The following is a 13,575-nucleotide window of genomic DNA, read 5'->3' as shown; positions in this document are numbered from 1 at the left end:
GAGTACGAACCCATGACTGCACGCGACGTCATCCTCGGGATGACCCTCACCGACGGCTACGGCAACCTCCACGGCGCCTGGCGCGCGCCCGGGGTCGATCCGGGAAACTACGCCGACATCGACGCGAGCATCCGGTACGCGCAGGCGGCGGAGCGAGGCCTGTTCGCGTTCCTCTTCACCCCCGACTTCCCGGCCGTGCGCGGGGATCTCGAGCACTCGACGATCAGCAACGTCCTCGATCCGATGGTCTCGCTCACCGCCGTCGCCCGGGCGACCGAGCGCATCGGCTTCGTCGCGACCGGGTCGACCACGTTCCAGGAGCCGTTCAACCTGGCACGCCAGTTCAAGGCGCTCGATGTGATCAGCCACGGCCGGGCGGGCTGGAACGCGGTGACGACGAGCGACCCGGCGGTCGCGGCGAACTACGGCCGACCGGTCGCCGAGCGCGGCGAGCGGTACGAGCGCGCGCACGAGGCGATCCAGATCACCCAGGCCCTCTGGGGGAGCTGGGAGCAGGACGCCTGGGTCAGGGATCAGCCCGGAGACCGCTTCATCGATCCGGCCAAGCTGCGACCGATCAACCTGCAGGGGCGGCACGTCGCGTCCCGCGGGCCCCTGGCGATCCCGCCGTCCGAGCAGGGTCAGCCCGTCGTGTTCACCTCCGGTGGCCCGAGCCCGCACCTGCTGTCGATCGCCGGGCGCTACGCCAGCGGCTTCATCGCCGAGGTGTGGACGATCGAGGAGGCCCGCGCTCAGCGCGAGCTCGTGCGTCGGGCCGCTCGGGACGCGGGCCGCGACCCGGACGAGGTGAAGTACTTCGCCGGTCTGATGACGACCGTCGCACCGACGGTCCGCGAGGGACTCGACCGACGGATCGCGATCGCCGGCGACATGATCGAGGCGCGCCTCTCCCACCTCGGCGCGATGATCGGCGTGCCGCTGAGCCCCGATCGGATCGACGTGCCGCTCTCCGAGCGCGAGCTCGCAGCGGCCCGGCCCTCCTCGGCCGACCCGCGGTCCGGTGTCGCCCTCGACGTCGCCCGCCGGGGCTGGTCCCCCCGGGACGTCCTCGCGCACGGCGTGATCGACTACCACCCGACCGTCGTCGGTCCGGGTGCGGTGCATGCGGACCACATCCAGGAGTGGATGGAGGCCGACGCGGTGGACGGCTTCTGGATCTCGCCGGACGTCTACGAGGACGGCGTCGACACCTTCGTCGACGAGGTCGTGCCCCTGCTGCAGCAGCGCGGGCTCTACCCGACCGAGTACCCCGGCGCCACGCTGCGGGAGAACCTCGGCGTGCCCGCGCAGTACGGGATCGACCCGCGCATCAGGGAGGAATGAGGCGGTGCGCGCTTGCGCACGCGGCGTCGGGCGGGGATACTGAAAACCACACGTTGCTAGGTTTCCTGCGCCGACACTGCGCAGCGGCACGCTCGAGGATGAGGGGAGTCGGACATGACCGGTCGTCGGACGGCTCTCGGACCGCTCGATGAGACCGACGCACTGCCGCGGATGCGCGCCAAGCTGGTCGGCGGCGTCCTCGCCTCCCCGAGCGCCCGGACCGGCGACGGATCGCACTCCACCGTCTGCCCGGAGGCGGCGCTCCTCGGCCCCGCCGTCATCCTCCCCCTCAGGAAAGTCCGATAGACCGGGTCGGTCCGCCTGATCCGGACCGGCTGCTCCACCCCACGAATGAAAGCGGTACCGACCATGACCCTTCCTCTGGCCTCCGTCCAGCTGTACACGCTGGCCAAGCAGTTCTCCGACGACCCGCACGGGTCGCTCGACAAGCTCGCCGCCATCGGCCTCCGGAACGTCGAGGCGTTCGACTTCGTGGGCCGCCCCGCCGAGATCCGCGCCGCCCTCGACGCGAGCGGCCTCGCCGCTCCGACCGGGCACGCCCCGCTGCTCTCGGACGAGCTGTGGACCCCGGACGGCTCCATCCCGACGCCCGCGCCCGAGGTCGTCTTCGAGGCGGCCGCGCAGATCGGCATCCGGACCGTCATCGACCCCTTCGTCCCGGTCGAGCGCTGGCTGACCGAGGACGGCGTCGCCGACATCGCCGACCGCCTGAACAAGGCCGCCGAGATCGCCGCGACCTTCGGCCTCAAGGTCGGCTACCACAACCACGCGCAGGAGTTCATCGCCTCCTTCGACGGGCAGACCGCGTACGAGCGCTTCATCGCGAGCACCGACGAGCGCGTGGAGATCGAGCTCGACCTGTTCTGGGCGCTGACCGGCGGCCAGGACGTCGCGGCGCTCGTCTCCAAGCTGGGCTCGCGCCTGGTGGCCGTGCACGTCAAGGACGGGATCGCTCCGGCCGAGAACCCGTTCGCTCCCGGGGCCGCCGCGTTCGGCTCCGACACCCTCGACCAGCGCCGCCCGGGCGAGGGCGACGTGCCGCTCGTCGAGGCGCTCAAGGCCGGAGAAGGGTCGATCGAGTACGCCGTCATCGAGTACGACAACGCCCCCGGAGACGTCTTCGCCGACATCCAGGCGAGCTACGACTTCCTCGTGAAGGGCGGGTACGCGGCATGAGCGGCCCCATCGGCATCGGCGTCATCGGCGTCGGCGTCATCAGCGACACCTACCTCGAGAACCTGGCCTCCTTCCCGGACGTCGAGGTGCTCGTCGTCGGCGACCTGATCCTCGACCGGGCGAAGAGCCAGGCCGAGAAGCACGGCATCCCCGCCTGGGGCTCGGCCGAGGACGTCCTCGCCCACCCCGATGTGCAGGTCGTCGTCAATCTGACGATCCCCGCCGCGCACATCGAGGTCTCGGCCGCCGCGATCGCCGCCGGCAAGCACGTCTGGAGCGAGAAGCCGCTCGGTCTCGACCGCGCGGCCGCCGCGCAGCTGCTGCAGGACGCCGCCGCGAAAGGCCTCCGGGTCGGCTCCGCGCCGGACACCGTCCTCGGCCCGGGCTTCCAGACCGCGAAGCGCGCGATCGCGGAGGGCGTCATCGGCGAGCCGATGTTCGCCTCCACCACGTTCCAGACCGTCGGACCGGACCTCTGGCACCCGAGCCCCGCGTTCCTCTTCGCCCAGGGCGCCGGCCCGCTGCTCGACATGGGCCCGTACTACTTCACCGGCCTCGTCAGCCTCTTCGGCCCGGTCGAGCGCGTGGCGGCCCTCGGGCGCAAGAAGCTCCAGGAGCGGGTCATCCGCTCCGGACCCGACGCCGGCACGACGTTCCCGGTCGAGGTCCCCACCTCGCTGCAGGTGCTGACCTCGTTCGCCGCGGGCCAGCAGGCGGCGAGCCTCCTGAGCTTCGACTCCGCTCTCGAGCGCCACGGCGTCTTCGAGATCCACGGGACGGAGGGATCGCTCGTGATCCCGGACCCGAACCAGTTCGAGGGCCGCACGGCGTTCGTGAAGGCCCCGACCTCGATCGCCGACGGCGCGTGGGGCGAGCAGGAGTGGACCGAGATCGAGCAGAAGGGCACGGTCGTGGGCCGCGGCCTCGGGCTGCTCGACATGGTCCGCGCCATCGCCGAGGACCGTCCGCACGTGGCCACCGGCGAGCTCGGCTTCCACGTGCTCGACGTCATGCTCTCGGCGCAGGAGTCGGCCGAGAACGGCGGATTCGTCGCGGTCGACAGCACCCTGTCGGCGCCGGTGCCGGCGGTGCCGGTCGACTTCGACCCGTTCGCGCAGACGGTCTGACGGTCCCTTCCGACACGAACGGCCCGCGACTCCGCTTCACAGGAGTCGCGGGCCGTTGACGAAGAATTCCCTCACGATCCACGAGCGTAGATTCCGCACACGGCGCGGCGAGCGCCATGCAGGAAAGCTCGGGTCGTCCCAACACGATCCTTTCCTGGTGCGTGTCTATAGCGCAGCGCATGGTCTCAGGACTCGCTGACGATCAGGTTTAGCGTGAGCAGTCCCTTAAGAGGGTGCGCAAGCGTTCGACGCCGCGGGGTCGGGCGTTGGTCGGAGCACGCTCGGGCTCTCTTCAAGTTCGGCTGCGTCAGCGGCCCTTTGACGACGTCCCTCAACGTGTGCCGCGGACAGTCGAGATGGCCGACCGCGCGGCGACCCTCCGCGCCGATGGTCATCGAGGCGGTGCAGGATACCGGTCGATGACTCGACTTCCACGCAATACGGCTTCGCATATCCTTTAGCTACAGATGGCGCAATATGCCCACCGTCAAGACGCCTCTGTCCTTTTGAAGCGGGCCAATGTACCCCGATCGGTCCCCTTAAGAGTCGACTTGAAGTGATGTCGGTGATCCCCTTGCTTGTGCGAGAAAGTCATTACTCAATACCATCCGGAGTGCGTGGAATTCGCTCACGCTGAACGTTGACTCACTAGTCCTTAAGGGAGATCGCTTTGTCCAAGCACGGAAGAACCATCACCTCGGCAATCACGTCAGCAATTCTCATCGTGGGTGCCTTCTCTCCCGGCGCGAGTGGCGAAAATTCCGATAGCTCTGCGATCAAGATGGCGACGCGCATCGACGGAGAAATAGTATTCACATCCGAGGTGCAAATCGCGGAGTCCGTGTCTCAGCTTCCTCCAAGCGGCGCCACGGCCAGTCGGGGAACTGATGTCGCACCGCAACTGATCGGTTTCAATCAGTGGGTTGATTGTTTCAGCCTTAATAATGAGAACGGGGTCTTCGCCGAATATAATCACTTTTATGACGGAGTCGGACAGGATGTTCGACTGAAATGCGGAAACAACACTTGGGGCTACAAGCACATTCGGAGCGGAACGAAGGGGGATAACGGCAAAGAATCTCTCTAGCAGGCCAAATTGGATGGTGCGCGCGCCGCCGGCTGGGACGCCGAAGCACAGGGTGTCGAATCGTGGGATGATCTGATGGCTGCGTCCGCTGGGAACGTCATCACCTGGCCCGAGTACCGTGCGGTGAACCCCGTCAACAAGAAGACTTGTGGCGTGACCGAGATCATTTTCGTCAACATGAACACCGGAGAGATCGTCTACTCTTATCTAGATCTGGTGATCTGGTCAAATACGAACGATCGCCTCCTCACCACTTACCCCCAGCCGAGAAGTACGTGCTACCCGAGCTAGCTCCTTGTTCGAGATGTTTGCGGTCGCAGGTTCGAGTGGCCGCAAACATCTAGAATGCGCGCTCGACAATACCTATCGGCCAGAGCAACGCTTCCATCTCTTGGAGAATTCGCTCTCCCTCGAGTACCCAACTGGACTCTCGTAGCGAATGCTGATCGGTGCTCCATTCGGATTGCCATCGCCTGAGAGCGTTCGCTAATTCTGCGGAAATTCCTAATTCCTCTGGATCGACCAGAGCATGGTCGTCGACCCAAACCGCGTATTTGAGGCCATGCTCAGGGCCCACGATTACATTTAGCAAGTTGCCATTTCGCGCGTTCTCCATACGGGCCTTCGTCAACGTTTCCGTCGAGAAGGCCGGAATCGGCCATTCGACCTGCGTTTCGGGGTCTACAATGATTCTTTTCAATGTGCTGCTCCTTTTGCGCTTTCGGGGGCAGTGGTACTGCCCTTCCGTTACGAGTCCAAAGGGCTTGACCTCACCGATGAAGACACCCTAGTCGCCCGTCACTCAATCGGGCAGTCGACGAAGTGTCCTGATGCTCGATTCGCAAATGCGAGTCTCGATATCGAGGATCGAAGGTGCCGAGGCCTACCGAACCCGTGGGTGAGCCGGTGACCAGCGGTACCGGTGCGCGCCGAAGGGTCGGGGTGCGTCCGACGTTCCTTCGGTGTCGCGCGGCTTGCTGAAGTCGGCTTCCCCTCTTGAATAGTCGAATCGAAAAGGGACCCTCGCGTGGCCCGATCGGTCGCGTTGCGGAGGCGCCGGTCGAGCGTCGCGGTGTTGGCGCAGGACTTCTCCGTCCTCCGGCACGTTCCTGGCGTTTCGTCGAGACACGACGATGGCAGCCTTTGCGCGAGGCAACGCACTCAGCGCGTTTCTGAACCAGACGCTGTACAGAAGCCCCTGGCTGGCGCCTGGGGAATGGAGGCGGAGGAGCGGTCGGACTTCGTGCGGCCGTCCGTCGTGGCAGCGTTCACGACCTGCTCGGGATCGGAGTCGGTCCTCATGACCGGCGTCATGCACTGCCGACGAGACGACCGGGAACCCGAGCCGCGCTGGTCGTCTCGTAGTAGCGGTCGGCGGGAACCGATCCCGTGCGCACCACGAGGATGCAGCACGCGATGATCCCCACTCCCATGCTGACCAGGAGGGCGTATCTCCACCGCTCGTAGGCGCGTTCGGGGATCGCGGAGGTGGCAGCCGCCAGGGCGAGTGTCGCCAGCGCCGCGACGGACAGGTCCGGCCAAGGGACGGCGAAGCCGGTGCACTGCGGAGGGATCGGCTCGTTGCACGCCAGCGCGACCCCGTCGAGAACGAATGCCAGCCCCACGACTGCGATCGCCGCGGCGCCGACCATCAGCACGGGCACCCTCGGAGACCGTCGAGCAGACACGAGGAGATCGTCACCGACCAGGGTGAACGATCGGCTTCATTGCGGTCAGTCGTCACGTACGCCCGGAAACACGGAAGGCCCGCCGAAGCGGGCCGCTCAACCACGAAAGGCCCGCCGAAGCGGGCCTTCCAGCACTCTCGCGAGTGGCACTGTCTCAACCAGTACTCGGTGGCTCCGAACCACCGAGTGGTCTGGATTCCGAGTGCGCCCGGAGGGATTCGAACCCCCAACCTTCTGATCCGTAGTCAGATGCTCTATCCGTTGAGCTACGGGCGCAGTCCATCGCGTGACCCCGGGGGGCGCACGCAACGAGGTACGACTATACACGCCGGCGGGCCCCTCCGCGAATCGGCGTGCGGGCGGAGGAGGGTGCTGCTCCTCCGCCCGCACGGCGCTCAGTCGACCGCGGTCATGCGCGCGCCCAGACCTTTCAGTCTCGCGACGGTCAGGGTGCCGACCGCCTGCGGAGCGCCGTCCGGCGAGAGCACTAAGGCGTTGCGGGCGACGTACAGGGCGCCGTCGCGCAGCTCGATCGCGGCCGGCGACGTCACGGCGAGTCCCGTGACCGGCGTCGAGGTGCGCGGCAGGATCAGGGCGACGCGGCCGGAGCCCTGCGGTCCTCCGAACAGCTCGGTCACGGCGATCGTGCCGGTGAGGCGGTCGACGGCCAGGCCGGTCGCGCTGATCAGGCCCTTCGCCACCGTGCGGATCTCGCCGGTGCCGGGGTGGATCTTCAGGACCGAGCCGCGGGCGCCGAGGCTCGGGTCCTCGGGGCCGCCGGGCAGCGAGGTGACGTACAGCCAGCCTCCGGGGCCGACCTCGATGTCGGTCGGGACGGGCTCGAAGGAGTAGCCGTAGCCGGCGCTGCAGGCGGGGAAGCCGAAGGCGGCGGCGGTCTCGGCGGTGATCGTGACGGGCGCGGTCGGCGGCAGGACGGCCACGGTCGAGATGTCCCCTCCGGGCGCGACCTTCACGATCGCGTTGCCGGCGGCGTCGGCGACGTACACGCCCGCGCTCGTCGCGGCGGAGGCGTAGGGGTGCACGTCCACGACTCCGGAGTAGGAGGCGGGGCCCGCGACCGACGGATCGACCTGGGCGGCGCACTCGGCCGGCAGGTCCACGAAGCCGTAGGTGTTGCCGGCGTCCGGGTTCGCGGTGGCCTCGTGCTCGCCGAGGTCGGCGAGGGTCGTGGGCGAACCGCCTCCGGTCGGCACGGAGCGCAGGAGCGCCGTCCCCTCCTCCTGTATCCCCTCGGTGTAGTAGACGGTGGAGCCCCTGACCGAGACGGCCCCGATCTCGGAGCCCGGGGCGGACGCGGCGACCGAGGTGGTGCCGTCGGGGGCGACGCGGGTGAGGAGGCCGGCGAAGTTCTGCGCGACGAAGGCGGTGCCGCGGGCGTCGACGGCGAAGCTCAGCGGAGAGAACAGACCGGTGGCCCGGTCGGTGACGGAGACGAAGGAGAGGGGGGAGGGAGCGGCCTGCGCGGTGGGCGCGAGGCCGAGGGTGGTGACGGCGACGGCTGCTGTCGCTGCGACGAGGAGGCGTTTGTTCACGAGATGCTCCTTTGCACTCGGGGTGCGGGCGGAGCGACAGGCGGATCATGCGGTCCGCTTCTCCGACCGCGACGGCGGGGATTCGCCGACGGGGGCAGAGTAGGCCGACCCCGGCCCGGTGTCCAGGTCATGGGACTGCCGTTCGCGACGGATCGGCCGCCCCGGTGCGCTCAGGCCTGAGCGCGGTGGTCCGCCCGGTACTGCGACGGGCTCGTGCCGTTCACGGCGCGGAACTGGCGCGAGAAGTAGAAGGCGTCGGAGTAGCCGACCGCCTGGGCGATCTCGGCGACGGTGTCGTCGGTGGTGATCAGCAGCTCGCGGGCGCGGGCGCTGCGCAGCCGCTTCACGTACTCCACGGCTCCGAGGCCCGTCGCGCGGGTGAACAGGGCCGAGAAGTGCGAGGGGCTGAGGCCGGCGAGGGCGGCGAGCTCGGTGATGCTGGTCGGCGACGCGAAGTGCTCGCGGAGGTGCTCCTGCGCCAGGCGGATGCGGTCGCCGGACTCGACGGGGCCGCGGGAGCGGTCGGCGGCGAGCTGCGCGAGGAGGTGGAACGCCGCTCCGCTCGCCGAGTAGAGGCTCGCGGCGGTCTCGTCGCGCTCGAGCGCGAGGACGGCCTGCTCGATCAGGGCCTTGGCGGCGAAGGCGTCACCGACCGGCACGACCGGGCCGGTGGCGTCGCCGAGAGCGGCCGAGACCAGCGCGGGCACGTCGGCGCCGCGCACGTGCAGCCACCAGACCGACCACGGCTCGGCGGGGTCGGCGCCGTAGCGGTGCGGGGTGCCGGCGGGCAGCACGACGGCCTGCCCGGACGACACCACCGTCGTCGCTCCGCCCGCGTGGACCGCGCCACGGCCGGCCGTGCACAGGATCACGATCGCCTCGTCCGCGCCGTGGGGGCGACTCCGGCTGTGGGACGCCGCATGCGGGAAGTGTCCAGCATCGGTCACGAGGAGCCGGTCGGTGATCGGCTCGGTGAGGGCCCTCTGCGCCAGCGGAGCCGGGAGCACTCGCAGTCTCTGCCCGAGGAAGCCGTCCGTCATCGCCACGTCGTCGAGTGTACGAGGAACGGAGGATCGTCCAGCTGGTCCGTCGGATCCGCCATGGGATCGGCGCGGGGCTCTGCCTAGGCTGGCGCGATGACGGCCCAGAACTCCGCAGCCCAGAACCCTGCAGCCCAGAACCCCGCAGCCCAGAACCCCGCAGTCCGGAACCGCGCACCCCTCTACCCCGACTCCCGCTACGTCCCGGTCCCGCTGCCCGCCCATCTGCCCGAGAGGCTGACGATAACCCTCTGGGACTTCTCCTGGTACGTCCGCACCGGCCCCGGCGAGCCGTTCGAGGACCTCGACGCGGCCTTCGCGGGCGCCGTCGAGCGCGGGTACAACACGATCCGCATCTGCGCGATGCCGTTCCTCCTCTTCGGCTCCGGCCTCGACACGCGCGCGCTCCGGCTGGGCCCGCTCGGCGGCGCCTACGGGCAGCGCGTGCGCTGGTACGACGTGCAGCAGGAGACGGTGATCGACGGCCGCGCGCACCTGCTCGCCCTGTTCGAGGCCGCGCGACGGCACGGCGTGTTCGTGATCGTCTCGTCGTGGGAGTACCAGCAGTCCTCGTCCTTCGCCCTCGAGCGCGACTGGTTCGACGCCCTGACGGCCGTGGCGCCGGAGGAGCGGGCCGAGCGGCTCGCCGAGGCGCAGGCCGCGCTGGTCGCGTTCGTCGCCGAGCACGGTCTCGACGACCGGATCGCCTACGTCGAGCTGCACAACGAGGTGCAGGCGGGGCACCTCACCGACGGGCTGGACGTCGACCTGACGGACATCGACGCGGCGACCGTCGCCCTCACTCCGCGCCTGACCCGGGGGATCGACCGGTTCCACGAGCTCGCGCCCGGGCTGCCGTGCGCCGTGAACTACGCGCACGTGCCCGTCGGCGGGATGCGCGGGATCCCGTGGAACTCGGACGTGCTGGCCCTCCATCCCTACATCTACGGCGTGCTGAACGAGATGATCAGCGAGTTCGGCCTGCGCGGACCCCTCGAGGGGTTCGAGCAGGAGCGCGCCGAGCGGGCGTTCCTGCTCGAGGGCGCCCCTCCGATAGCCGAGTGGACCCTGCCGCCCGAGTCGCAGTGGAAGCTGACGGCCACGATCGTGGGCCGCGGCGAGGTCTACGCGCACGACTGGGGCGACGCCTCCGCCATCGACCGCTGGCTCGAGGAGCACTACGCCCGGCACCACCTCGAGATGCGCTCGACGCTGCGGCAGTGGATCGCGGTCGCGGCCGATCACGCGGCGCTGCGGGGCGTCCCGCTCGTCTTCGGCGAGGGCTGGGTCGGCTACACGCCGCTCGAGGGCCGCTTCGAGGAGGGTGCGATCGGCGCCGAGTACTGCCGTCTCGCGATGACGGAGTCGCGGCGCGTCGGCGCCTGGGGCTCGATCGTCTGCTCGAACGCGGCTCCGCAGCACCCGATGTGGGACGACGTCGCGCTGCAGCTCGAGTGCAACGCGCTCTTCACGGGGGAGTGAGCTCGCACCGGGAGCGGCCGTCCGTCACTCCCGGTGGAACAGCAGCAGCTCGGGCAGGCTCGTCGTGAAGTAGTCGGTCGATCCGTCCTCGCGCACGGCCGCCGGTGCGGTGAAGGCGGGGCGCGCCTCGCCGAGCGATGTGGGAGGGGTGCCGAGCGGCAGTCCGAGGGCCGCGCGTGCCGCGTCCCAGGCCGCGAGCGCGCGTCCCTCGCCTCCCTCCCAGGGCTGGAACGGGCGCGATTCGAGCAGGTCGAGCGCCTCCGCGGCCCGTCCCGCGGCGGTGAGCAGCTCGGCGTACCCGACGGTGAGGTCGTCGCGTGAGAGCACGAGCGGCAGCTCGCTCTCGAGGCGGGCGAGCCGGTCGTCGTGGCCGAGGCGCGCGGCGAGCTGGTCGAGCTCGTAGAGGATCCGGGCGTCGTCGGGAGCGAGCTCGCGGGCGCGCAGGTAGGCCGACCACGCCGCGTCGTCGTCGCCGGAGTCGTTGTAGGCGGCGAGGCCGGCGTTGCGGTGGGTGACCGCGTCGGTGCTGCCGCCGGCGATCGCGCGTCGCCAGTGCTCGGCGGCCTCCCCGCGGCGTCCGGCGTCGTAGAGCAGCATCCCGAGGAGCGCGTGCGCGCGGGTGTCGGCGGGATCGGCGGCGACGGCCGCGACGAGCGCGTCGTGCGCGTCGAGGCCCGCGGGGAACGCCCGGACGGCGTCGACCGAGGCGGCGTCGCGACGGACGGCGGCGGCGTCATCGCGTCGGCCCTGCCGCTCGAGGAGGTGGGCGAGCAGGTAGCCGGCGGGTGCGGCGGCGCTGCCCGCCCCCTCCGGAGCGGGTGCACCGTGCAGGACCGACGCGAGCAGTCGCTCCGCCTCGGCCGTCTCGCCGAACGAGGCGAGGTCGAGGGCCGCGTCGATCCGCGCGAACGGATCGGCGGGGTCGCGTCCGTCGAGGGTCCGGGCGAGCTGGTCGAGCGGATCGAGCGCGAGGGTCTCGCCGAGCAGCCGCGCCGCCTCCTCCGCACGCCCGAGGGCGCGGAGGCAGACGACGGCGAGCGCGCGGGCGCGGAGGTCGTCGGTGTCCAGGCGCAGCGCGGTCCGCAGGTCGTCGAGGGCTGCGGAGTGGTCGCCGTCGGCCGCGAGGAGGCACGCGCTCTCGACGAGCGCGGCGTGCGCCCACTTGCCGTCCCACGCGGCCTTGCCGAACGCGGCGGCGGCCTCGCGCCGGCGGCCCAGGCGCACGAGGACCAGCCCGCGCAGGTGCAGCGCCTCGGTGTCGGCGGGGTTGCCGTTGTGCGCGGTGAGGCGGCGGAGCGACCCGTCGCAGTGCTCGAGCGCCACGTCGTACTCACCGCGGCCGTACGCGTGCTCGGCGAGCGCGAGGTGGACGCGCGCGTCCCCGGGATCGCGCCGTAGGGCCTCGCGCCAGTAGGGCAGCGGCGAGCGGGTCGGGTGCCGGTACTGCGCGAGGTGCACGCCCGTGAGGTACAGCTCGTCGACGGAGGCGGTCTCCCGCGGCGACGGCGGCTCGGTGGCCGTCTCCGGCTCCTCCTGCTGCACCCTCGCGGGCACCTCGTAGGCGAGCAGGGTCGCTCCGCCGGCGCGGACGATGACCGCGAGTCCCGCCGGATCGGTCCGGGAGGTGGGGACGTCCGCGACCAGCGGAGCGCCCGGTCCGAGGTCGACGGTCCACTCGCGCAGGACGGCGCCGTCGTCGAGGAGCTGGACGGTCGCGGCCGGGTGCCGCCGCGTCGTCGCGACTCCGATCCGGATGCGGCCGCCCTCGACGTCGAGGTGCACCGCCGTCTCGCGGGTCGCCTGGTGCGCGACTCCGATGCCGCTGATCGGGTACCAGTACTGCGTGAACGTCTTCGTCTCGCCCGGCATCAGCCACGAGAAGTCGGGCTGGTTGTCGGTGAAGACTCCGGCCATGAGTTCGACGTAGGGGCCGTCGGAGTCGGTCAGCTGCGCGTCCCAGGCATGCCCGAACGGCGCGTCCCCCCAGGTCCACTGCTTCTTGCCGGGCGCGACGCGGCGGTCGGCCCAGTGCACGAAGCCCGCGCCGGCGCGGTGGTCGTAGCCGCCGAAGAAGGAGTCCTCGGTGCGGACGACCATGTAGGAGGTGGGGACCGGGATGCTGCGGTAGAAGTCGAGGCGGTCCGCTCCCGGATCCTGCTCGGCCCGGGCGGGGTAGTCGACTCCGTAGTACGGGCGGTCGGCCGCGGGGAACGCGGTGATGGCGCGCCGTGCGTGATCGGCGACGTGCTGCACGTCGCGCGGGAAGAAGGACTGGTAGTCGTCGTGGACCCGGGCGGCGACGTTCGCCCACCAGAGGAAGGTGCGGCGCTCGCGGGTGCGGTTGTGCAGCCGCACGTCCAGCTCGACGAGGCTCGAGCCGGGTCGCAGGCGCACTCCGTGCAGCCCCTTCATGCGGCTGAGCGGGTCGTGGTCGCCGCACCAGACGACCACGGAGCCGTCCTCGTCGCGCCCGATCTCGTGGTCGGTGGGCAGGAAGGTGCCGGGGCGGTGGTGCTGCGGCCAGTTGAACTCGACGCCGCCGCTGACCCAGGGTCCGGCGAGGCCCACGAGGGCCGGCTTGATGACGGAGTTGCGGTAGAAGAAGTCGTAGCCGGTGGTCTTGTCGCGGCCCGAATGGATGCGTCCGCCGAGATCCGGGAGGACCACGACCTGCACGAACTCGTTCTCGAGCACGACGGCCCGCCATTCGCGGTCGACCGGCTCGGGCGCGATCCGGTCGATGAACGGCAGCGGGTACACCCGGCCGCTGGAGCCCTGGTAGACGCGGCGGTCGAGGAACATCGGCAGGCGGCTGGGCTCCTCCGGCGCGTAGGTGGACAGGATCAGCGCGGTCTCCCAGACAGCGGCACCGCCCTCGGCGAGCACGGCGGCGGCCTCGGCGGGCGCGGCGAGGAGGGGGGAGGAGGCGGCGGTGGATCCCATGCCCCGAGGGTAGGGAGGTGGGGTGCCCGGGGGAATGGCGGGGTGACCTGGACGATCCTCCGACGGCGATCCCTCCTCCCCACGATCTCGTCCGGTGAGTTCTCCACAGTGTCC

12 protein-coding genes and 1 tRNA gene are annotated in these 13,575 nt (G+C 70.3%); 7 read left to right on the top strand and 6 right to left on the bottom strand.

Translation table 11 applies throughout. The features are described 5' to 3' along the window. Window positions 1-12: 12 nt before the first annotated feature. The 6 genes from C1I63_RS01780 (at window position 13) to C1I63_RS19340 (ending at window position 5,046) form a co-directional block, all read left to right on the top strand. Window positions 13-1,344 carry an NtaA/DmoA family FMN-dependent monooxygenase gene (locus tag C1I63_RS01780; protein ID WP_107573541.1) on the top strand — a complete coding sequence of 444 codons (1,332 nt, stop codon included), beginning with the start codon at window positions 13-15 and terminating at the stop codon, window positions 1,342-1,344. 114 nt (window positions 1,345-1,458) lie between these two features. Then, a complete protein-coding gene (locus C1I63_RS01775) occupies window positions 1,459-1,650 on the top strand; it encodes a hypothetical protein (protein ID WP_107573540.1) in 192 nt (63 codons plus the stop codon). A 63-nt stretch (window positions 1,651-1,713) separates the two neighbouring features. Further along, window positions 1,714-2,541, top strand: a complete 828-nt coding sequence (locus C1I63_RS01770) for a sugar phosphate isomerase/epimerase family protein (protein WP_107573539.1) — start codon at window positions 1,714-1,716, stop codon at window positions 2,539-2,541. Next, window positions 2,538-3,668, top strand: a complete 1,131-nt coding sequence (locus C1I63_RS01765; protein ID WP_107573538.1) for a Gfo/Idh/MocA family protein — start codon at window positions 2,538-2,540, stop codon at window positions 3,666-3,668. Before C1I63_RS01770 ends, C1I63_RS01765 begins: the two co-directional genes overlap by 4 nt. 670 nt (window positions 3,669-4,338) lie before the next feature. Further along, complete coding sequence (locus tag C1I63_RS19345) at window positions 4,339-4,755, top strand: hypothetical protein (RefSeq protein ID WP_146168339.1); 417 nt, start codon at window positions 4,339-4,341, stop codon at window positions 4,753-4,755. Window positions 4,756-4,764: 9 nt separating this feature from the next. Continuing rightward, a complete protein-coding gene (locus tag C1I63_RS19340) occupies window positions 4,765-5,046 on the top strand; it encodes a hypothetical protein (protein ID WP_146168338.1) in 282 nt (93 codons plus the stop codon). A gap of 49 nt (window positions 5,047-5,095) precedes the next feature. On the opposite strand, the gene C1I63_RS19335 is transcribed toward C1I63_RS19340, so the two are convergent. The 5 genes from C1I63_RS19335 to C1I63_RS01745 all read right to left on the bottom strand — a co-directional run bounded on the left by C1I63_RS19335 (window position 5,096) and on the right by C1I63_RS01745 (window position 9,036). Next, window positions 5,096-5,455: a hypothetical protein gene (locus tag C1I63_RS19335; protein WP_146168337.1), complete on the bottom strand. Its 360-nt coding sequence runs from the start codon at window positions 5,453-5,455 to the stop codon at window positions 5,096-5,098. A 610-nt stretch (window positions 5,456-6,065) separates the two neighbouring features. Beyond that, a complete protein-coding gene (locus tag C1I63_RS01760) occupies window positions 6,066-6,443 on the bottom strand; it encodes a hypothetical protein (protein WP_146168336.1) in 378 nt (125 codons plus the stop codon). A 203-nt stretch (window positions 6,444-6,646) separates the two neighbouring features. Further along, window positions 6,647-6,719: transfer RNA gene (locus tag C1I63_RS01755), tRNA-Arg, on the bottom strand. Between the two features lie 119 nt (window positions 6,720-6,838). Then, complete coding sequence (locus C1I63_RS01750) at window positions 6,839-7,996, bottom strand: ScyD/ScyE family protein (protein WP_107573536.1); 1,158 nt, start codon at window positions 7,994-7,996, stop codon at window positions 6,839-6,841. Between the two features lie 170 nt (window positions 7,997-8,166). Further along, the gene (locus C1I63_RS01745; RefSeq protein ID WP_107573535.1) at window positions 8,167-9,036 is read right to left on the bottom strand and encodes an AraC family transcriptional regulator; all 870 of its coding nucleotides are present in this window, start codon (window positions 9,034-9,036) and stop codon (window positions 8,167-8,169) included. A 96-nt stretch (window positions 9,037-9,132) separates the two neighbouring features. On the opposite strand from C1I63_RS01745, the gene C1I63_RS01740 reads away from it, so the two are divergent. Continuing rightward, a complete protein-coding gene (locus C1I63_RS01740) occupies window positions 9,133-10,518 on the top strand; it encodes a cellulase-like family protein (protein WP_107573534.1) in 1,386 nt (461 codons plus the stop codon). Window positions 10,519-10,542: 24 nt separating this feature from the next. Here C1I63_RS01740 and C1I63_RS01735 read toward each other — a convergent pair whose 3' ends face one another. Continuing rightward, a complete protein-coding gene (locus C1I63_RS01735; RefSeq protein ID WP_107573533.1) occupies window positions 10,543-13,461 on the bottom strand; it encodes a DUF5107 domain-containing protein in 2,919 nt (972 codons plus the stop codon). Window positions 13,462-13,575 lie beyond the last annotated feature (114 nt).

The organism is Rathayibacter caricis DSM 15933, assembly GCF_003044275.1.
In the GTDB taxonomy this organism is placed as follows: Bacteria; Actinomycetota; Actinomycetes; order Actinomycetales; family Microbacteriaceae; genus Rathayibacter; species Rathayibacter caricis.
Note: the sequence above shows the minus strand (reverse complement) of the source record. Positions and strands in the feature narration are given on the sequence as shown.